This is a genomic window from Plantactinospora sp. BC1 (genome assembly GCF_003030345.1).
Taxonomy (GTDB): domain Bacteria; phylum Actinomycetota; class Actinomycetes; order Mycobacteriales; family Micromonosporaceae; genus Plantactinospora.
This window is the reverse complement of the sequence record NZ_CP028158.1, coordinates 7,669,137-7,688,480: the sequence shown is the minus strand read 5'-3', so window position 1 is coordinate 7,688,480 and position 19,344 is coordinate 7,669,137. Positions and strand designations below refer to the sequence as shown.

Here is a 19,344-nt window from a genome sequence, read left to right as displayed (position 1 = left end):
GGCTCCGTCACCTCTAGACCCGGCAGAGGCGACGCGCGACACAGGTACCAGGCGGTAACTTTCCGGCAACAGGTCGTTTTCACCTCAGGAATTCCAGGATCGCGCGGCGGGGCGGAAAGCGGGCCGCCCCGACCTGCCGCCGCCGGCTCGGGGAGACTGGGTGGATGCAGAGTGAGGTGATCACCATTCGGACCGGTTCCCGGCCCGTGGTCCGGGACATCACCCGGGAGGCCGAGCAGTTCCTCGCCGGCCGGGGCGACGGGCTGCTGCACGTCTTCGTCCCGCACGCCACCGCCGGGCTGGCGATCATCGAGACCGGGGCCGGTTCCGACGACGACCTGCTGACCGCCGTGGACGAACTGCTCCCCACCGACGACCGCTGGCGGCACCGGCACGGCTCACCGGGACACGGCCGGGACCACGTCCTGCCCGCCTTCCTGCCGCCGTACGCGACCCTGCCGGTACTCGACGGCCGGCTCGCGCTCGGCACCTGGCAGTCGATCTGCCTCGTCGACCCGAACGGCGACAACGCCACCCGCCAGGTCCGGTTCTCCTTCCTGCCGGGCTGACCGGTTCTCCTGCCGGACCGGAGGAAACCTCGGGACAGCCCGGTGTGGCGGCGGATCGGTAGCCTCGCGCGATGACCCCATCCCGAATCGACGCGCCGATCGTCGCCGTGACGGTCTATCCGGACCGGGCCCGGGTGACCCGCCGGACCGATCTCCAGCTCCCGCCCGGTGAGCACCGGATAGGGATCGGACCACTGCCGCTCGGCCTGCTCCGCGACTCGCTGCGGGTCGGCGGGCGCGGCCCGGCGACCGTACTCGGGGTGGACGTGTCGACCGAGGTGCTGCCCCGGGCCACCGAGGGGACCGCCGCCGAACTCGCGCAGCGGCGTCGCGACATCACCGCCGAACTGGCCGGGCTGGCCGACGCCGAAGCCGTCGAGCAGCAGCGCGCCGACTTCCTGGCGCTGCTCACCCAGCGGGCCGGGGCCAGCTACGCCCGGGCCCTCGCCGCCGGGGACGCCACCCCGGGCGACGTCGCCGGTTTCACCGACTCGGTGGCCGAGCAGACCGCCGCGAGCCAGGCCCGCCGCCGGGAACTGTCCCGCCAGCAGGAGGAGGCCCGGGAACGGCTGGCCGCCGTCGAGCGGGAGATCGCCGCGCTCTCCGGCCGGCGGTCGCCGGACCGGCTGGCCGCCGAGGTGACCCTGCGGATCGAGCCCGACGGCGACGACGAGCCGGACGGATCCGAGCGCTCCGCCGAGGTCCAGCTCGAGCTGTCGTACGTGGTGGAGGGCGCCGGCTGGACCTCCTCGTACGACCTCCGGCTGGTCGAGGAGACCCTGACGCTCACCTGGTTCGGGCTGGTCAGCCAGCGCACCGGGGAGGACTGGCCCGAGTGTGAACTGCTGCTCTCCACCGCCCGCCCGGCGACCGGCACCGAGCTGCCGGAGCTGGAGCCGTGGTATCTCCACCAGGCGGAGCCGGTGGGCCGGCTGGAGCAGCAGGGCGGCCGGGGCGGCGAACCGGTCCGGGCGAGGGCGGCCGGCGGGCCGATGTCCCCGGCCGCGATGCCGGCGTCGGCTGCCGCCGGCAAGGCCCAGCCGTTCGGCGCCGCACCCCGGCCGCCCGCCCCGGTGGCACAGTCCGGGGCCACCCTCACCCAGGGCGCGCTGGCCGCCACCTACCGGCCGGCCCGCCCGGTGGCCGTACCGGCGGACGGGGGCGCGCACCGGGCCGTCGTCGCCGTACTGGAGCTGGCGGCCCGGCTGGACCACGTCACCGCGCCGGTGCGTACCCCCGGGGTGCACCTGCGGGCCACCGCCGTCAACGGCTCCGAACACACCCTGCTGCCCGGGCCCGCGTCGGTCTTCCACGGCGGTGACTTCGTCGGCGGCACCACGCTGCCGACCTGGGCGCCGGGGGAGGAGGTCGAGGTGGCGCTCGGACTCGACGACCGGATCCGGGTGAAGCGGGAGCTGGTGCGGCGCAGCGACACCAGGGCCACCCTGGGCTCGAGCCGGCGGCGCGAGGTCGAGTACCGGATCACCCTGGCCAACCACACGCCCCGGCCGGCCCGGTTGACGGTGCGGGACCAGCTCCCGGTCTCGCGCAGCGAGGGGATCACGGTCCGGGAGCTGCGGCTCGACCCGCCGCCGGACGAGCGGGCCCCGCTCGGCGAGCTGATCTGGCGGCTGGAGCTGCCGCCGGGCGGCTCCCGGGAGATCGTCACCGGGCTGCGGGTGGAGCTGGCCAAGGGGGTCGAACTGCTCGGCTGGCGCGAGTAGCCCGCCACGGGTGCCCGGCCGGCGGCCCCTGGCCGGCCCGGCCGGCCCGGGCGGCGAACCGGGCCGGCCAGGGGTCGACCCGGCGGGACCGGCGGGTCGACGCGGTGCGCGGTCGGTCAGGGCCGCAGGTTCTCCCGGGCCGCGGTCTCCGCCGCCTGGTCGACCAGGGACCGGGCGGTGGCGGTGGCCGGGTCGACCGGCCGGTCGTACGTCTGGTGCAGCCCCGGCACCCGGTCCTCGACCACGAACGACGCCCGGGTGTACGCCTCCGCCCCCGGCGTGCTGACCTGCGGCAGCACCTTGAAGTCGGCCCGCAGCTCCCGGGAGGTGAACCGGGTCAGCACGTAGCCGCGCTGGTTGTTGTGGAACCGCAGGTGCGGGTTGTGCGGGAAGTACGGGTGGCTGCCGGTCACCGAGTCGGCGCCGTTGCCGCCCGAGGTGATCGACGAGCAGACCAGCTCGGCGCCGACCGTCCGGGAGGTCGGGTCGTCGTAGTCGAGCTTCAGGTCGGTGGCCCAGTGCGCGTGCACGTCACCGGTGAGCACGATCGTGTTGCGGACCTTCGCCTGCACCCAGCCCCGGGTGATCCGGTCCCGGGAGCCGACGTACCCGTCCCAGCTGTCCATCGAGGTGAACCTCGCCGGGCCGGCGTCGGTGTCCCGCTGGCCGAAGAAGACCTGCTGGCCGAGGACGTCCCAGCGGGCCTCGGAGCGGCGGAAGCCGTCGATCAGCCAGCGCTCCTGCTCGGCTCCGGTGATCGAGCGGGCCGGGTCGAGCGCCGCCGGGCAGTCCCTCGTACCGTCGCCGCAGGCCTGGTCGTCCCGGTACTGCCGGGTGTCGAGCATGTGGAAGTTGGCCAGCCGCCCCCAGCGGATCCGTCGGTAGAGCTGCATGTCGATGCCGTTCGGGATCGAGGTGCGGCGCAGCGGCATGTTCTCGTAGTACGCCTGGAACGCCGCCGCCCGACGGGCCAGGAAGTCCGGCTGTGGGATCTCCGGCTTCTCGTAGACCTCGTCGGCCCAGTTGTTGTCCAGCTCGTGGTCGTCCCAGACCACCACCCAGGGCGCGACCTGGTGCGCGGCCCGCAGGTCCGGGTCGGACTTGTACTGCGCGTGCCGCTGCCGGTAGTTCGCCAGGGTGACCGTCTCCGGCCCCTCGTGGTCGCGCGGGTTCCCACCCGGGATGGTGTACGAGTCCTTCGCGTACTCGTACTGGTAGTCGCCGAGGTGCAGCACCAGGTCCGGCTCCTCCTCGGCGAGCCGCCGGTAGGCGGTGAAGTAGCCGTGCTCGTACTGCGAGCAGGAGGCGAAGGCCATCGTCAGGGCGCCGCCGAGCGCCCAGGGCGCCGGGGCGGTACGGGTCCGGCCGACCGGTGAGGTGTGCCGCTCGGCGTGGAACCGGTAGAAGTACTCGCGTCCCGGCTGCAAGCCGTGCAGCTCGACGTGCACGCTGTGCCCGGACTGCGGGCGGGCCACCGCCGTGCCCCGGCGTACCACGTGCCGGAACCGCTCGTCGGCGGCGAGTTCCCAGCGGACCGGGACGGCCCGGTTCGGCATGCCGCCGAGGCCGTCTTCGGCCAGCGGGGTCGGCGCGAGCCGGGTCCAGAGCACGAAGCCGTCGGAGTCCGGGTCGCCGGAGGCGACGCCGAGGGTGAAGGGGTCGGCGGCCAGCGGCCGGGCGGCGGCGGCGGACGCGGCGGGCAGGCCGGTCACCGCGCCGGCGGCCCCGACCGCGGCGCCGGTGAGCAGGAGGGTACGGCGGGACAGAGCCATCGAGATCTCCCAAGATCCGGTGGACAGGCTCCGAGCAGCCTGGCGAGCACCGGTTCCTCGGGCCGATCGTCCCGATAACGCCCCGTCGAACAGTACGTGAAGGAAAGGGGCGGCTTGCCCGGTTCGGGCCTTCCCCGCCGCAGCGCGCCCCGGCGAACCTGCACGGAGGGTTGCGGACGCCACGGGCGGTTGTGACGTGTCTGAGTGGTCACGGGTGGCCGGCGTCGGTAATGCTGTCGGACGTGACCACCCCCCAAGATCTCGACGAACGGTTCCGGGAGGCGGTCGGCGCCATCGAGGTGTCGGCGACCGGGCGCACGCCCGCCGACCCGGTCCGGGACGGCGGCACGCTCGACGGCCGTACGGCGCTGGAACTGTTCGACGCCCAACTGGTCAGCCGGCATCTTGATCTCGCGGCGCGCTGGCTGCGCAGCTTCGGCGAGGGGTTCTACACCATCGGCTCCTCCGGGCACGAGGGGAACGCGGCGGTGGCGCTCGCGGTCCGGCCCACCGACCCGGCCCTGCTGCACTACCGGTCCGGCGCGTTCTACTGCGCCCGGGCGGCGCAGGCCGAGGCCGAGGGCGCCGCCGCGCGGGCCGGACAGGCCGACGGCCCGGCGCACCGGGTCGGGGTCGCCGAACGGGTGGCCGAGGCGATGCGCGGCCAGGACGGCAACGGGAACTCCACCGACCGGGACGGCGACGCCGACGACGGGGCAGGCGCGCCGGAGCCGGTCCTCGACGCCGCCCGGGACGTACTGCGCGGGGTGGTGGCCTCCGCCGACGAGCCGATCGCCGGTGGCCGGCACAAGGTCTTCGGCAACGCCTCGATCGCCGTCGTGCCGACCACCTCCACCATCGCCTCGCACCTGCCCCGGGCGGTCGGGATCGGCTTCGCCGTCGAACGGCTGCGCCGGCTCGGTGACGGTCGGGGCCGGCCGACCGGGCGGCGGGCGGCCGGCGGCCCGACCCGACAGCGCGGCGAGACCGATGCCGCCTGGCCGGCCGACGCCATCGTGGTCTGCTCGTTCGGCGACGCCTCGGTGAACCACGCCACCGCCGTCGCCGCGTTCAACACCGCCGGCTGGTGCGACCACACCGGGCTGCGCATCCCGGTCCTCTTCGTCTGCGAGGACAACGGGCTCGGGATCAGCGTCCGGTCGCCGGACGGCTGGGTGGCGCAGACGCTGCGGGCCAAGCCGGGGATCCGGTACTTCTCGGCGGACGGCTGCGACCTGGTCGAGACGTACGACGTGGCGGTCGAGGCGGCGGCCTGGGTGCGCCGGCACCGCCGCCCGGCGGTACTGCACCTCTCCACGGTGCGGCTGATGGGGCACGCCGGGGCGGACGCCGAGATCGCGTACCGGAGCGCCGCCGAGATCGCCCGGGACGTGGACCGGGACCCGGTGGTGGCCACCGCCCGGCTGCTCGCCGAGGCCGGCCTGGCCACCCCGGAGGAGCTGATCGCCCGCTACGACGAGGTCGGCTGGCAGGTCCGCAAGGTCGCCGAGGAGGTGCTCGGCGAGCGCAAGTTGGAGAGTGCGGCGGACATCGTGGCGCCGCTGGCACCCCGGCGGCCGGTCCGGGTCGCCCGGGCGGTCACCGACGCCGCCGGCCGGGCCGCCGGGCCGGGTGCCGCCGCCCGCAGCGCCGCCTTCGACGGCAAGCTGCCGGAGCAGGCCGGGCCGCTCACCCTGGCCCAGACCATCAACGCCGCGCTCGCCGACGGGCTGCTCGACTATCCGGGCATGACCGTCTTCGGCGAGGACGTGGCGGCCAAGGGCGGGGTGTACGGGGTCACCAAGGGCCTGCGGGAGCGGTTCGGCGCGCCCCGGGTCTTCGACACGCTGCTGGACGAGACGTCGATCCTCGGGCTCGGGCTCGGTGCCGGGCTGAGCGGGATGCTGCCGGTGCCCGAGATCCAGTACCTGGCGTACCTGCACAACGCCGAGGACCAGTTGCGGGGCGAGGCGGCGACGATGCAGTACTTCTCCCGGGGCGCCTACCGGAACCCGATGGTGGTGCGGATCGCCGGGCTCGCCTACCAGGAGGGGTTCGGCGGGCACTTCCACAACGACAACTCGCTGGCCGTACTCCGGGACGTTCCGGGGCTGGTGCTCGCGGTGCCGGCCCGGGCCGACGACGCCGCCCCGATGCTGCGCTCCTGCCTGGCCAGCGCGGCGGTCGACGGCAGCGTCTGCGTCTTCCTGGAGCCGATCGCGCTCTACCACACCCGCGACCTGCACGCCGACGGCGACGGGGAGTGGCTCGCCCCGTACCTCGGTCCGGGCGGCTGGACGGCCAGCCACGTGCCGATCGGCCGGGGCCGGGTGTACGGCGTCGGCTCGGCCGAGGACGTCACGATCATCACGTTCGGTAATGGCGTTCGCATGTCGCTGCGGGCCGCCGCGAAGCTGGCCGAGGAGGATGTCGGCGTCCGGGTGCTGGACCTGCGCTGGCTGGCTCCGCTGCCGGTCGCGGACATCATCCGGGAGGCCCAGGCCACCGGCCGGGTGCTGGTCGTGGACGAGACGCGCCGGTCCGGCGGGGTCGGCGAGGGGGTGGTGGCGGCACTGGTTGACGCCGGTTTTGTCGGTTCTGCCCGTAGGGTGGCTTCTATCGATACCTTTGTCCCGTTGGGTCCGGCCGCCCGTCACGTACTGGTCTCCGAAGAGGCCATTACCCAGGGTGCCCGAACGCTGCTGGCACGGTAAATTCCCTTCGACTCGGTGCGCCACTTGCGCGCGACCGGACAACTGTGTGGACTTTGCGTCATCGGCGTCGCACGGATGCCGCTGGCAGGGAGATGAGGAGGCACGTGACAGTGAGCGCGACCGCTGGTCAGGCCGCCGACGGCGTACGGAGTCTGGCGGACCGGTTCGGCATCGAGCCGGGGATGGTCGTCATGGAGATGGGGTACGACGACGACGTCGACCAGGATCTCCGGGACGCCCTGACCGATCGCTGCGGAGAGCTGGTAGACGAGGACACCGACGAGGTGGTGGACTCGGTCCTGCTCTGGTACCGGGACGGCGACGGTGACCTGTTCGAGATGCTCGTCGACGCCCTCGGCCCGCTGGCTGACAACGGTGTGGTGTGGCTGCTGACTCCGAAGGCGGGGCGGGACGGCCACGTCGAGCCGAGCGAGATCAGCGAGACGGCGGTCACCGCCGGCCTCCAGCAGACGTCGACCGTGAACGCCGGCAAGGACTGGAGCGGAGCACGACTGGTCCTGCGCCGTGGTGCCAAGGCGAAGAAGTAGCCCGGAGGAGCGGCACGGGCGCCGTCTGATCCAGGACGGTGCTCGTGGCGAGACCCACCCCGGACGGTGCTCCCGGTGGGCACCGTACCGGACGTACCGGCCGACCCGACGTGGTCAGCCGGTCGGTGCCCCACGACCAGGGAGGACCGCATGCCGATCGACGTCGGTGCCCAGGCGCCGGACTTCGTGCTGAAGGACCAGAACAACCAGCAGGTGAGCCTGGCCGAGCTGCGGGGCCGGCGGGTGGTGCTGCTCGTCTTCTATCCGCTGGCCTTCACCGGCACCTGCCAGGGTGAGCTGGCCGAGTTGCGGGACAACCTCCACGAATACCAGAACGACGACGTCCAGGTGCTGACGGTCAGCGTCGACTCGGTCTACGCGCACAAGGTCTGGGCGGACCGGGAGGGCTACCAGTTCCCGATGCTGGCCGACTTCTGGCCGCACGGCGCGGTGGCCCGGGCGTACGGCGTCTTCAACGACGTCGCCGGCTTCGCCGACCGGGGCACCTTCGTGATCGACAAGGCCGGTACGGTGCGCTTCGCCGAGTGCAACGGTCCCGGCGAACCGCGCGACCAGGCCGGTTGGCGCAAGGCCCTGGCCGCCGCACTGACCTGAGCCCGGCACGGCAGCCCGACCGTCGTCGCCGCCTCCGGATCCGGCGGACCGGCGAACTGGGTGGACCGGGTACCAGGGCGGCAGGGTAAGCTTGCCGCCGCCGGTAGGCCGCAGAGGCGCTCCGGGCGCGTAGCTCAGTGGGAGAGCACTCGCCTTACAAGCGAGGGGTCGCAGGTTCGAAACCTGCCGCGCCCACCCGATTCCCGTTCACCTCACCCGAGGTGCCACCCGTCGATGCCGGCCGTCGATCGGTCGCCGACAGTGATCTTCCCGCCACCCGCCGCCCAGCTCGTCGAGCCGTCGCTACCCGCCGGTATAGGTTTCCTTTAAATCGGGCCTAAGCTTCGCTCTGCTCCGGCGTCCGAGATTGACTCATAAGCGTGCGTCGCAATAGCGTCCTGGCCGACAACTCCATTGCCACTCTGGCGCCGCTTTCTGGGAGGTTGAGTACGTGGCCACGGCCCGATCTGCGGTAAAGGCAATGCGCCCGACGGCTGTTCTGCTGGCTGGTCTGGTGGTCGGACTGCTCGTGCTGCCGGGGGCGGCGATCGCCGCGCCGGCCGGGCCGACCCAGCTCGGCGCCGCCGACATGGCACTGCTCAGCGGGGTACGGCTGGCCGGGCTCTGGGAGATGCCGGCCGGCCAGATGGCGGCCGAGAAGGGTGACAGCGCCCGGGTCCGGGAGATCGGCGCCGAGATCGCCAAGCAGCACGTCGAGCTGGACCAGCTCACCGTCGAGGCGGCGAACAAGCTCGGCGTCCAGTTGCCCAGCGAGCCGACGGCCCAGCAGAAGGGCTGGATCACCGAGATGACGAACGCGTCCGGTGCCCGGTTCGACCGGATCTTCGTGGACCGGCTGCGGGCGGCGCACGGCGCGATCTTCCCGGTGATCGGCGCGGTCCGGGCCGGTACCCGGAACGAGACCGTACGCACGCTCGCCGAGCAGGCCAACGGCTTCGTGCAGACCCACATGACCCTGTTGGAGAGCACCGGCCTGGTGCGCTACGCCGAACTTCCCCCGGTGGTGGTGCCCGCGCCGCAGGACCAGTCGCTGGCCGCGAACGCCAAGGCGAACGCGGAGTTCGGCACCGGCCTGAACACCACGGTCATCTGGGCGGTACTCCTCGGCGCGCTGGCCCTGGGCGGCGTGGCCACGGTCCGGGTGTTCCGGGGCAAGTAGCCGGCCCGCGTTCGGGGCGGGTGACCACTCCTGCTCCGGAGCGGGTGACCGGCTCGTATTTCGGGGCGGGTGACCGGCCCACGCGCCGGGTGGATTCCGGACCGGCCTCCGCTCAGGAGGGGGCCGGTCCGCGCCACCGGTAGAGCCAGGGCGGCCCCTCCTCGGGGGCCGCCTCCAGTTCGTAGATCTCGGCCCCGGCGAGTCCACCGTCGACCACGTGGTGGTGGGTGAGCGGTGGACGGCCGTGCACGTCGAGTTCGACGGCCACGGTGCCGCCGTCGCCCGCGCCACCGACCAGCGGGATCTCGGTGCTGCCCTCCATGTGGCCATCCTGCCGCCGGTGCCCTGTCCGGCGCAGCGGATCGGGCGTCACCGCCGGCTCAGCGCCACTGGTAGTGCAGGTCGGCGACCCGCACCCCGATGCTGACCCGGGCCAGTACGGCCGCGAGCAGCGCCTGCCGCTGGTCCTGCGGCACGTCCCGGGTCGCCTCCGCGTACGTCGCCGCGACGTGCGCCCAGACGGCCTGCTCGGTCTGCTCGGCCGGTATCCAGGGGCGGGGGCACTGCCGCCGGGGGCACCCGTAGTAGCGGCGCCCGCTCGACGAGAAGGACGGGATCACCAGCTCGTCGCAGGGTCCGCAGGAGAGCAGCCCGCGGAGCAGATAGCGCCCTGGCGTGGCGCGCTTCACGATCGGGAAGTCCATGGTCACCGCCTCGCCTCGTGATGCCGACGCATCCATGCCTGTCGTCATCTTCTCCGTTAGTACGGCTGCCGGGGCGGAACTGTTCGATTCGTGACTGGGGTAAGGCCGAAAATCACCAACAATCCCGGGTCCGGTCGGTCCCGGATATTCGCCCTGCCGGCGTGGATCACGCCATAGCCTGCGGAAATGACGCCAGAGGAACTGCTCGCCGCGCGGACGGCCGAACGGGAACTCCTGGAGCGGTGCGCGGCGGCCGTCGTCCCGCTCGACGCCGCCGACCGGTAGCCGGACCTCGGTGCGCGCCCGGCGACGGTGCCGGACGGGGTGCTAGAAAGGGATCCGCCCGCTGACCCGATGGCCGAGAAGGGACCTGTGCGTGCTGGTCGTCCACGCCGTGTGGCTGGCCGGTGGTCGGCTCGCGGTGTGGGGGGAGGACTCCACGCTGCCCGCCCGGCCGCCGCGCCGCCCCGGCCGCCCGCCCCGGCACCGGCCGCACCCGTTCGCGGTCGGCTGTTCCGGCCTGACCGGTGCGCTCGGCGAACTCGCCGCGAAGGCGACCACCGGTGCCGTCCTGCTCGCCCTGCCGACCCGGGCCGGTGCACCCGTCGATTCGGCGGAACTGGTCCGGGCCGAGCCGGCCGCGCCGGGCCGGGGCCGGGTCGGCCTCGCGTCGTGGCGGGTGCCGGTGCTGGAGTACGACGCCGACCACGCCCTGCCGGTGCTGCTCGCCTTCGGCGACGGTTCCGGGGCGCCGGTCCGGGGCGCGTCGCTGCGCCACCTCGCCCTGCTGGCCGAGTTCGCGGTGGAACTCGTCCGGCGCGGTAGGACCCTGCCCGGCCTCCACACGCCGGCCACCCCCGGCTCGGCCCGGGCGGTCTGGCGCCCGCTGCTCACCGGGGCGGACGCCGGCTGGGCCCGGGCGTTGACCATGGCGTTGCCGCCGGCGGCCCGCGCCGCGCTCGACCCGCCCGCGCCCGGGGCCGCCGCGCCGGACGGCGACGGGTCGGGGAGCATCCGACCCGACGACGGCAGCGAGCCGGCGGCGGTCCCGCCGGGCGACGCTCCCGGAGCGAGCGGCTCGGCGGCGGCCACCGTCGTGGACGCCCTGGACGCGCTCACCGACGCCGCCGCCCGGACGGCCCTGGAGGGGGTACGGCTGATCGGAGCCGGTCGGGCCGGTGCCGCCGATGCCGCCGTACGGGCCTGGCTCCGGGCGCTGACCGGGCGGCAGCGGGACTTCGGCGCGACACCGGAGGCGCTGGCCGGACTCGACCGTGAACTGCGCGCCTGGCAGCGGGATGCCGCCGGCAGCCCGGTACGGGCCTGCTTCCGGCTCGTCGAACCACGGCTGCCGGTCGAGATCGACGTGGCGTCGACCGGGCCGGCCGGGCTGGCCGTGGCGGACGGGTCGGACGGGTCGGCCGAGGCGGACGAGGCGGGGCGGCGCTGGCGGGTGGAGTTCGCGCTCCAGGCCGCCGACGAGCCGAGCCTGGTGGTCGGTGCCGAGCGGATCTGGGCGGCCCGGGGCGACCTGCCGGCGCTGGCCCGGCACCTGGCCGACCCGCAGGAGACCCTGCTGACCGAGCTGGGCCGGGCCAGCCGGCTCTGGCCGGAGTTGGACGACGCGCTCCGTACGGCCGCGCCGGAGGCGTTGGAGCTGGACACCGAGGGAGCGCACCGGTTCCTCCGGGACGGTGCGCCGGTGCTGCACGCCGCCGGGTTCGGGGTGCTGCTCCCCTCCTGGTGGCAGCGGCCGGGTGCCCGGCTCGGGGCCCGGTTGCAGGCGAAGAGCCGTACCGCGCCGGGGACGGTCGCCTCGCGCAGCGCGCTCGGCATGGAGGCGCTGGTCGACTACCGGTGGGAGCTGGCCCTCGGCGACCAGCCGCTGGACGCCGCCGAGCTGCGGGCGCTGGCCAAACTGAAGACGCCGCTGGTCCGGCTGCGCGGCCAGTGGGTCGAGCTGGACGCGAAGCGGCTCGCCGCCGGGCTCAAACTGCTCCGCTCCGGTGGCGAGCTGACCGTCGGGGACCTGCTCCGGCTGGGACTGGCCGCCCAGGACGACCCGGCGGCGCTGCCGGTGCTGGAGGTCAGCGCCGACGGCCCGCTCGGCGACCTGCTCGCCGGGCAGGTCGAGCGGCACCTGACGCCCCGGGACGCGCCGGAGTCCTTCCGGGGCACGCTGCGGCCGTACCAGCAGCGCGGGCTGGCCTGGCTGGCCTTCCTCCAGTCGCTCGGGCTCGGCGGCATCCTCGCCGACGACATGGGGCTGGGCAAGACGATCATGATGCTCGCGCTGCTCGCCGGTGACCCGCCGGAGGCCGGCCCGACCCTGCTGGTCTGCCCGATGTCGCTGGTCGGCAACTGGCAGCGCGAGGCGGCCCGGTTCGCCCCGGAGCTGCGGGTGCACGTACACCATGGCGCGGAACGGCCGCGCGGGGCGGAGTTCGGCGCGGCGGTCCGGGACGCGGACCTGGTGCTCACCACCTACTCGCTGGCGGCCCGGGACGCCGCCGCGCTGGCCGAGGTCGACTGGCACCGGATCGTGGTGGACGAGGCACAGTCGATCAAGAATGCCGCGACCCGGCAGGCCGCCGCCGTCCGGTCGCTGCCCGCCCGGCACCGGGTGGCGGTCACCGGTACCCCGGTGGAGAACCGCCTCGCCGACCTCTGGTCGATCATGGAGTTCGCCAACCCCGGCCTGCTCGGCGCCGCCCCGGCCTTCAAGAAGCGGTACGCCGAACCGATCGAGCGGCACGGCGACGACGAGGCGGCGGCCCGGCTGCGCCGGATCACCGGCCCGTTCGTGCTGCGGCGGGTGAAGACCGACCGGTCGATCATCACCGACCTGCCGGAGAAGCTGGAGATGGAGGTGCTCTGCAACCTCACCCGCGAGCAGGCGTCGCTCTACCAGGCGGTGGTCGACGACACGATGGCCAAGATCGAGTCCAGTGACGGCATCGAACGGCGCGGACTGGTGCTGGCCACCATGACCCGGCTCAAGCAGGTCTGCAACCACCCCGCCCAGGTGCTCCGGGACGGCTCGGCGCTGCCCGGTCGCTCCGGCAAGCTGGCCCGGCTGGAGGAGATCCTGGACGAGGTCCTCGCGGCCGGCGAGAAGGCGCTGATCTTCACCCAGTACGCCGAGTTCGGCGGCATGCTCCGGGCCCACCTCGCCGCCCGGTTCGGCCGCGAGGTGCTCTACCTGCACGGCGGCGTCGGCAAGGCGGACCGGGACGCGATGGTGGCCCGGTTCCAGTCCTCCGCCGGGGACGGGTCGACCGGCCCCGCGCTCTTCGTCCTCTCCCTGAAGGCCGGCGGCACCGGGCTGACCCTGACCGCCGCCAACCACGTCATCCACGTCGACCGGTGGTGGAACCCGGCGGTCGAGGACCAGGCCACCGACCGGGCGTTCCGGATCGGCCAACGCCGCCCGGTGCAGGTACGCAAGTTCGTCTGCGCCGGCACCGTGGAGGAGAAGGTGGCGGCAATGATCAACGAGAAGCGGGGACTGGCCGCCCGGATCGTCGGCACCGGCGAGCAGTGGCTCACCGAACTGTCCACCTCGGAACTGCGTCAGCTCTTCGCGCTGGAGAGCGGGGCGGTGGTGGAATGACCGACTTCCGCGAGTACGGCCGGCCGCGCAAGGTCGACGGTGGACTGCGGGCGCGTACCCCCCGGGGGGCGATCGGGCGCTCGTGGTGGTCCCGCCGCTTCCTCGACGTACTCGAGTCCTTCGCGCTGGGCACCCGGCTCACCCGGGGCCGCTCGTACGCCCGCGCCGGGCAGGTGCTCTCGCTCGACGTGGCACCGGGCGAGGTGACCGCCGTGGTCCAGGGCTCCCGGCCGACGCCGTACCGGGTGTCGATCCGGTTCCGGCCGCTGGCCGAACGGGTCTGGACCCGGCTGGAGACGCTGCTCGCCGCGCAGGCGCTGTTCAGCGCGCGGCTGCTGGCCGGCGACGTACCCCCGGAACTGGAGGCGGTCTTCGCCGAGGCGGGCGCGCCGCTCTTCCCGGCCGGCGTCGACGAGCTGACCCAGCGCTGCGACTGCCCGGACTTCGCCGTGCCGTGCAAGCACCTGGCCGCCACCTTCTATCTGCTCGCCGAGGCGTTCGACGCGGACCCGTTCCAACTGCTGCACTGGCGGGGCCGGGACCGGTCCCGGCTACTGGCCCGGCTGCGCACACTGCGCGGTGCCGACGCGGACGCCGACTCCGATGCCGATTCCGCTGCCGACTCCGCTGGCGGGGAGGCCGAGCGGGACACCGCCCCGGTCGACCCGCCGCCGGTCGGCGCCGGGCTGGCCCTCGCCGACCTGCCCGCCGAGCCGCTGGCCGGGATGCTGGACCGGTTCTGGGTCGCCCCGGTGCCACTGCCGGCCCGCGCGCCCACCCTGGCGACCGAACCGGAGCTGATACTGCGCCAGCTCGGACCGCCGGGAGCGGCGATCGGTGGGCCGGGCCTGGCCGAACGGCTCCGCCGCGCCTACACCCGGTTCGGCGACGGCGCCCCGGACTGAGCGACCCGTCGCCGGGTCACCGGTTCCGCCGCGCCTGCCACATCAACAGAGTGGCCGCCACCAGTACCGCCGGGGCGATCGCGACGGCCAGCCAGCCGCCGAGTACGACCAGGGCCGGCACGGTGGCCCAGAGTACGAAGGTCAACACGAGTATCAGCCGAGCGCGGCGCATTTTGCTCCGGTCGCCCAGCCGGGCGACGAACTCGGGATCGGTTATCCGGAGATGGTGCGTGATCTCGTCAAACCGGCGCTGATCCTCTTTGCTGAGCATGGCGTGGGCCCTTTCCTCAGGCGTCAACCAGTCCGGCGCCGGATTACCCGGTCCGGGGCGGCTCTCACGCTGCTCGTACCCCTGCTGCCGGCCCTGACCGCCGGCCGCGCGGGGCTCGCGCTGGGCGGTCCGGACCGAACCGCCCAGTGGGGCGGGACCGGCCCGGAGCCGGCAGAAGAGACCCGCCGGGCAGATCGGGCCGGCGGGGACGCCGGCACCGCGGAGCGCGGCGATTCCTGGACGGCCCGGCGGGGACGGGACCGGACGGCCCGGACTCAGTAGCCCCGGCGCGGGGCGGGCAGGTGTGCCGGGAAGAGCGGCTCGGGCAGGGCCGGCGCGACCGCCTCCAGCGCCTCGACGAGCAGCTCCTGCACGCCGTACGGGTCGGCCAGGCGCCAGCGGGTCTCCTCCGGCGACACCAGCCAGCGCACCGTCCCCTCCGGCAGCCGCGTCGGTGGAGCCGGGATCCACGACCCGGAGCCGTGCCGGACCACGTAGAGGCTCTGCTCCAGTTCGGGCCGGAGCGGCTCGCCGGGGCGTACCAGGAACATCCACCGGCCGTCCGGGGTGACCGCGACCGGCCCGCGGACCTGGCCGGAGACGGCGCCGAAGAGCCGGGGTCGGGCCTGCTCCAGCGCGAACCGGCCCAGGTAGGCGGGGACCTCCAGCACGTCGAAGGCCCCGCCGGTGGCGAGCAGGATCGAGTGCGGGCGCAGCCGCCACCAGGTGGCGACCCGGGCCGGGTCGGCGGTGGCGCTCTGCTCCCACTGCTCCAGCGCCGGATGACAGCCGGTGGTCGGGCAGCCGGCCCGGCCGCAGACGAACCGGTGCCGAGCCAGGCAGGCGCCGGGGGTGACCTGCCAACCGTGCGCGGCGTAGCGGACCGCGATGCGACGCAGCCGGACCCGGTCGAGTTGGACGAAACGGACCGAACGTGGACGGACTTTCTCCCACATTTTCGTGAACCCCCTACATTTATCGATCTCGGCCAGTAATGCAGGTCGAAGCCCGTCACTGGCGTCTGACGCGGTCGTTTGTCCGGGCAGACAGCCGCAAGTTGCATCGAAAGCTACGAGCGGCCGTCTCCGGAGTGACGTACATGCTGTGCGACCAGCACAGACGTGAGTCGCACCCCGTTTCGCACCGGCGCGGGCCCCCTGACCGGACCGCCGACGCAGAAAGGAGGGCCGGACGTGGACGAACTGCCGATCGGGCGGCGCGTCGCCTACTGGCGCGGTCGCCGCAAGATGTCGCAACAGGTCTTCGCCGATCGGCTCGGGAAGTCGAAGAGCTGGGTGGACAAGGTCGAGCGGGGCGTACGCCGACTGGACAAGTTCTCGGTGCTGTACGAGATCGCCGACGTACTCCAGCTCGACGCCCAACTTCTGCTCGGCAAGGCACCGGAACGGCGGGCCGACGGGCTCACCTGCATCGACGAGGTGGAGGTCGAGGAGATCCGCTCCGCGCTGGAGCGGTACGACTCGATGAGATCCTTCTTCAGTACCGCCCCGCAGCCACCCTCGCTGGCCGAGATGACCAAGTCGGTCAACCACGCCTGGCTGACGTACCAGTACGCCCGGTACGGCGTGCTGACCCGGGCGCTGCCGAAGCTGCTCCGGGACGCCCAGGCGCTGGACAGCGTGGCCGGTGGCGACGACGCCGGCAAGGCCGCCCACCTGCTCGGGCAGGTCTACCAGATCGCCTCGTCGGCGCTGCGCAAACTCGGCGAGTACGAGTTGGCCTGGCTCGCCGCCGACCGCTCGATGGCGGTCTCCCAGCGCGCCGACGACCCGCTGCTGGCCGGGGTGGCCACCTACCGGGTCGGCAACGCCCTGCTGGCGCTCGGCCGGGCCCGGCCGGCGCTGGAGGTGAACGTGAGCGTCGCCAACCGCCTCGCGCCGGGCGGCGGCAACGACGCCGGGCCGGACCGGCTCTCCGTCTACGGGATGCTGCTGTTGCAGGGGGCGATGGCGGCGGCCCGGATGGGCGACAACAACACCGTCAAGGACCTGGTCAACGAGGCCGAGGGGGCGGCCGACCGGCTCGGCGGCGACCAGAACCGCTACTGGACCAGCTTCGGCCCGACGAACCTGGAGCTGCACCGGGCGGCGGCGGCGGTCGAACTCGGCGAGGGCGGTAACGCGGTGCAGACCCACGAGCGGAGCATCATGCGGCGGGAGGGGTTCAACGCGCTGCTGCCGGAGCGGCGCGCGCACCACATGCTCGACCTGGCCCGCGGTTTCGCCCAGATCGGCGACCTGGATCGGGCGGGCGAGGCGCTGGTCGACGGCGACCGGCTGGCCCCGTCCGAGATCCGGTGCCGGCCGATCGCGCACGAGGTGATGTCAAACGTGCTGCGTCGCACACGGGGTGCGCCGCCCGCGCCGATTGCGGAGTTGGCTGAGCAGATGGGAGTAGCGATATGACCCCGGCGCGGGGGATCGTCCGGTGACGGGGTCGACCGGGTCGCGGGTGCTCTACGTGCTCGCCTGCGGTTCGCCGCTGACCCGGCACGTCGGTCGGCTGGTGACCTGTGCGCAGCGGGACGGCTGGGACGTCTGCGTCGTGCTGACCCCGGACGGGACGAAGTTCGCCGACGAACCGGCGCTGCGCCGGCAGACCGGTCATCCGGTGCGGTCGACGTACAAGAACCCCGGTGATCCGGACGTACTGCCCGACGCGGACGCGATGATCGTCTCTCCGGCGACGGTGAACACGATCAACAAGTGGGCCGCCGGGATAGCCGACACGCTCGCCCTCGGCCTACTGGTCGAGGGACTCGGCAAGGGGCTGCCGATCGTGGCGATGCCGTTCACCAACGCCGCGATGGCGGCCCACCCGGCCTTCCTGACCAGCCTCGCCCGGCTGCGCGACTGGGACGTCACCGTGCTCTTCGGCGACCACGTCGTGCCACTGCATCCGCCGGGCACCGGGGAGCGCTATCTGGAGCGGTTTCCCTGGGAGATGGCGGTCACCGCGCTGCGGTCCAGGCTCTCGGTGAGCGGTCAGCTCGGCTGAACCGGGCGGACGGCGCAGCGGGCCGGCCCGGCGCCGGTAAGCTGGGCCGCCGTGGGTGCATCCGGAGCTCGGACGGTCAGCGTGGCCGACGTCGTGGCAGCGCTGGACCAGCGTTATCCGCCGGCCTGGGCCGAAGGGTGGGACCGGGTGGGACTGGTGGTCGGTGAGCCGTCCGCACCGGTACGCCGGGTCTGCTGCGTCGTGGACGTGGTGCCCGAGACCGTCGCCGAAGCGCTCGGGTACGGCGCCGACCTGATCGTCGCGCACCATCCGTTGCTGCTCCGCGGTGTCTCGTCGGTGGCCGCGACGACGTACAAGGGCCGGATCGTGCACCAGCTGATCAAAAACGACGTGGCCCTGTACGTGGCGCACACCAACGCCGACGTCGCCGATCCCGGGGTCTCCGACGCGCTCGCCGCCCGGCTGGGCCTGACCGAGCTGCGCCCGCTGCGCCCGGCCGACCCCGCCGGTCCGGCCGCCGGGGCGGGGCGGGGCTTCGGTCGGATCGGCCGGCTGCCGGAGCCGACGACGCTGGCCGAGTTCACCGGGTACGCGGCCCGGGCGCTCCCGCCGACCGCCTGGGGCGTACGCGCCGCCGGCGACCCCGGGCGGACGATCTCGACCGTCGCGGTCAGCGGCGGGGCCGGCGACTCCTTCCTCGGTGACGCCCTCCGGGCCGGTGTCGACGCCTTCCTCACCGCCGACCTGCGGCACCACCCGGTCAGCGAATATCTCGCCGAGGAGGGGCCGGCGCTGCTCGACGCCGCGCACTGGGCGACCGAGCGGCCCTGGCTCGACGACCTCGCCGCCCACCTGCGCGAGCGGCTGGGCGTCGAGACCCTGGTGTCCGATCTGGACACCGACCCGTGGACGGTGCAGGCGGCGTCTCCGGTACCACCCGTGCTAACCCCCGCATCCTCCCCGGACAAGGAGTCCCAGCGATGAAGGCCGATCCGAAAGACCAGCGTCGCCTGCTCGACCTACAGGCGATCGACACCGGGCTCGCCCAGCTCGCGCACCGGCGTCGTACGCTGCCGGAGCACGCCGAGCTGGAGGCGCTGGCCCGGGAACTCTCCGCGCTGGAGGACGAGCGGGTCCGGGCCCAGGTGGCGGTGGACGACCTGGACCGGGACATCGCCCGGCTGGAGCGCGACGTCGAGCAGGTGCGGATCCGCAAGGACCGGGACCAGGCCCGGCTGACCGTCGGCTCGGGGCCGGCCCGCGAGCTGGAGGCGTTGCAGCACGAGCTGGCCTCGCTCAACCGGCGGCAGACCGAGCTGGAGGACGCCGAGCTGGAGCTGATGGAGCAGCGGGAGACCGCGCAGGGCGTACTCGACGGGATCGAGCAGCGGTTGGCGGCGGCCCGGCAGCGGCGCGCGGAGACCGAACAGCGGCGGGACCAGGCCCTTGCCGAGATCGGCAAGGAGCAGGAGTTCAAGGCCGGCTCGCGGCAGCCGCTCGCGGCCGACCTCCCGGCCGACCTGCTGACGCTCTACGACAAGATCCGCGAGTCGTCGGGCGGGCTCGGTGCGGCCCTGGTCGCCGGTGGGCGCTGCGGCGGCTGCCGGCTGGAGCTGTACGGTGCGGACCGGGCCCGGATCAAGGCCGCCGCCCCGGACGAGGTGGTGCGCTGCGAGGAGTGCCGCCGCATCATGGTGCGTACCGCCGAGTCCGGACTGTGACCGGTGTCGGTGGCGGGATCGGGGGGTGG

17 protein-coding genes and 1 tRNA gene are annotated in these 19,344 nt (G+C 73.8%); 13 read left to right on the top strand and 5 right to left on the bottom strand.

Annotated elements, in window-relative coordinates:
• The first annotated feature begins 164 nt into the window (after positions 1 to 164).
• Positions 165 to 569, top strand: a complete 405-nt coding sequence (locus tag C6361_RS33745; RefSeq protein ID WP_107261757.1) for a YjbQ family protein — start codon at positions 165 to 167, stop codon at positions 567 to 569.
• 71 nt (positions 570 to 640) lie between these two features.
• Entirely contained in the window at positions 641 to 2,293 is a 1,653-nt protein-coding gene (locus C6361_RS33740; protein WP_107270217.1) for a DUF4139 domain-containing protein, read from the top strand.
• Between the two features lie 116 nt (positions 2,294 to 2,409).
• Here the strand turns inward: C6361_RS33740 and C6361_RS33735 are convergent, their stop codons facing one another.
• Positions 2,410 to 4,065 (bottom strand): alkaline phosphatase, encoded by a 1,656-nt coding sequence (locus C6361_RS33735; RefSeq protein ID WP_107270215.1) that lies wholly within the window; start codon positions 4,063 to 4,065, stop codon positions 2,410 to 2,412.
• Positions 4,066 to 4,364: 299 nt separating this feature from the next.
• Between C6361_RS33735 and C6361_RS33730 the strand changes: the two genes are divergently transcribed.
• The 5 genes from C6361_RS33730 to C6361_RS33710 all read left to right on the top strand — a co-directional run bounded on the left by C6361_RS33730 (position 4,365) and on the right by C6361_RS33710 (position 9,122).
• Positions 4,365 to 6,779, top strand: coding sequence for a transketolase C-terminal domain-containing protein (locus tag C6361_RS33730; protein WP_369931470.1), 2,415 nt, complete (start codon positions 4,365 to 4,367; stop codon positions 6,777 to 6,779).
• A 110-nt stretch (positions 6,780 to 6,889) separates the two neighbouring features.
• Positions 6,890 to 7,327, top strand: a complete 438-nt coding sequence (locus C6361_RS33725; protein WP_101367358.1) for a DUF3052 domain-containing protein — start codon at positions 6,890 to 6,892, stop codon at positions 7,325 to 7,327.
• A 150-nt stretch (positions 7,328 to 7,477) separates the two neighbouring features.
• On the top strand, positions 7,478 to 7,942 hold the full coding sequence (locus C6361_RS33720; RefSeq protein WP_107264333.1) for a peroxiredoxin: 465 nt from the start codon (positions 7,478 to 7,480) through the stop codon (positions 7,940 to 7,942).
• Between the two features lie 123 nt (positions 7,943 to 8,065).
• Positions 8,066 to 8,137: transfer RNA gene (locus C6361_RS33715), tRNA-Val, on the top strand.
• Positions 8,138 to 8,423: 286 nt separating this feature from the next.
• Entirely contained in the window at positions 8,424 to 9,122 is a 699-nt protein-coding gene (locus tag C6361_RS33710) for a DUF4142 domain-containing protein (protein WP_107261750.1), read from the top strand.
• 112 nt (positions 9,123 to 9,234) lie between these two features.
• On the opposite strand, the gene C6361_RS33705 is transcribed toward C6361_RS33710, so the two are convergent.
• Complete coding sequence (locus C6361_RS33705) at positions 9,235 to 9,444, bottom strand: hypothetical protein (protein ID WP_107270211.1); 210 nt, start codon at positions 9,442 to 9,444, stop codon at positions 9,235 to 9,237.
• 58 nt (positions 9,445 to 9,502) lie between these two features.
• Positions 9,503 to 9,826, bottom strand: coding sequence for a zinc ribbon domain-containing protein (locus tag C6361_RS33700; RefSeq protein WP_159079604.1), 324 nt, complete (start codon positions 9,824 to 9,826; stop codon positions 9,503 to 9,505).
• Between the two features lie 376 nt (positions 9,827 to 10,202).
• Here C6361_RS33700 and C6361_RS33695 point away from each other — a divergent pair, with 376 nt between their 5' ends.
• A complete protein-coding gene (locus C6361_RS33695; protein WP_107270207.1) occupies positions 10,203 to 13,439 on the top strand; it encodes a DEAD/DEAH box helicase in 3,237 nt (1,078 codons plus the stop codon).
• Complete coding sequence (locus C6361_RS33690) at positions 13,436 to 14,344, top strand: SWIM zinc finger family protein (RefSeq protein ID WP_107270205.1); 909 nt, start codon at positions 13,436 to 13,438, stop codon at positions 14,342 to 14,344. Before C6361_RS33695 ends, C6361_RS33690 begins: the two co-directional genes overlap by 4 nt.
• Positions 14,345 to 14,360: 16 nt before the next feature.
• Here the strand turns inward: C6361_RS33690 and C6361_RS33685 are convergent, their stop codons facing one another.
• Complete coding sequence (locus C6361_RS33685; RefSeq protein WP_107261740.1) at positions 14,361 to 14,615, bottom strand: DUF3040 domain-containing protein; 255 nt, start codon at positions 14,613 to 14,615, stop codon at positions 14,361 to 14,363.
• Positions 14,616 to 14,890: 275 nt separating this feature from the next.
• On the bottom strand, positions 14,891 to 15,571 hold the full coding sequence (locus C6361_RS33680) for a bifunctional DNA primase/polymerase (protein WP_107270204.1): 681 nt from the start codon (positions 15,569 to 15,571) through the stop codon (positions 14,891 to 14,893).
• 237 nt (positions 15,572 to 15,808) lie between these two features.
• Here C6361_RS33680 and C6361_RS33675 point away from each other — a divergent pair, with 237 nt between their 5' ends.
• The 4 genes from C6361_RS33675 to C6361_RS33660 are packed head-to-tail and all read left to right on the top strand — an operon-like array spanning position 15,809 to position 19,315.
• Positions 15,809 to 17,041 carry a helix-turn-helix domain-containing protein gene (locus C6361_RS33675; RefSeq protein WP_107261736.1) on the top strand — a complete coding sequence of 411 codons (1,233 nt, stop codon included), beginning with the start codon at positions 15,809 to 15,811 and terminating at the stop codon, positions 17,039 to 17,041.
• A 22-nt stretch (positions 17,042 to 17,063) separates the two neighbouring features.
• Positions 17,064 to 17,633 carry a flavoprotein gene (locus C6361_RS33670; RefSeq protein ID WP_234359169.1) on the top strand — a complete coding sequence of 190 codons (570 nt, stop codon included), beginning with the start codon at positions 17,064 to 17,066 and terminating at the stop codon, positions 17,631 to 17,633.
• Positions 17,634 to 17,684: 51 nt separating this feature from the next.
• Entirely contained in the window at positions 17,685 to 18,578 is an 894-nt protein-coding gene (locus C6361_RS33665; RefSeq protein WP_234359168.1) for a Nif3-like dinuclear metal center hexameric protein, read from the top strand.
• On the top strand, positions 18,575 to 19,315 hold the full coding sequence (locus C6361_RS33660; protein ID WP_107261732.1) for a zinc ribbon domain-containing protein: 741 nt from the start codon (positions 18,575 to 18,577) through the stop codon (positions 19,313 to 19,315). The genes C6361_RS33665 and C6361_RS33660 overlap by 4 nt, the downstream gene beginning before the upstream one ends.
• The last annotated feature ends 29 nt before the right edge of the window (positions 19,316 to 19,344 follow it).

What these genes read in the sequence shown, in the direction of transcription:
- C6361_RS33700 (WP_159079604.1), bottom strand. Translation starts at nt 9,826, where the DNA reads ATGGACTTCCCGATCGTGAAGCGCGCCACGCCAGGGCGCTATCTGCTC.
- C6361_RS33720 (WP_107264333.1), top strand. Translation starts at nt 7,478, where the DNA reads ATGCCGATCGACGTCGGTGCCCAGGCGCCGGACTTCGTGCTGAAGGAC.
- C6361_RS33690 (WP_107270205.1), top strand. Translation starts at nt 13,436, where the DNA reads ATGACCGACTTCCGCGAGTACGGCCGGCCGCGCAAGGTCGACGGTGGA.
- C6361_RS33745 (WP_107261757.1), top strand. Translation starts at nt 165, where the DNA reads ATGCAGAGTGAGGTGATCACCATTCGGACCGGTTCCCGGCCCGTGGTC.
- C6361_RS33685 (WP_107261740.1), bottom strand. Translation starts at nt 14,615, where the DNA reads ATGCTCAGCAAAGAGGATCAGCGCCGGTTTGACGAGATCACGCACCAT.
- C6361_RS33740 (WP_107270217.1), top strand. Translation starts at nt 641, where the DNA reads ATGACCCCATCCCGAATCGACGCGCCGATCGTCGCCGTGACGGTCTAT.
- C6361_RS33680 (WP_107270204.1), bottom strand. Translation starts at nt 15,571, where the DNA reads ATGTGGGAGAAAGTCCGTCCACGTTCGGTCCGTTTCGTCCAACTCGAC.
- C6361_RS33710 (WP_107261750.1), top strand. Translation starts at nt 8,424, where the DNA reads ATGCGCCCGACGGCTGTTCTGCTGGCTGGTCTGGTGGTCGGACTGCTC.
- C6361_RS33735 (WP_107270215.1), bottom strand. Translation starts at nt 4,065, where the DNA reads ATGGCTCTGTCCCGCCGTACCCTCCTGCTCACCGGCGCCGCGGTCGGG.
- C6361_RS33705 (WP_107270211.1), bottom strand. Translation starts at nt 9,444, where the DNA reads ATGGAGGGCAGCACCGAGATCCCGCTGGTCGGTGGCGCGGGCGACGGC.
- C6361_RS33660 (WP_107261732.1), top strand. Translation starts at nt 18,575, where the DNA reads ATGAAGGCCGATCCGAAAGACCAGCGTCGCCTGCTCGACCTACAGGCG.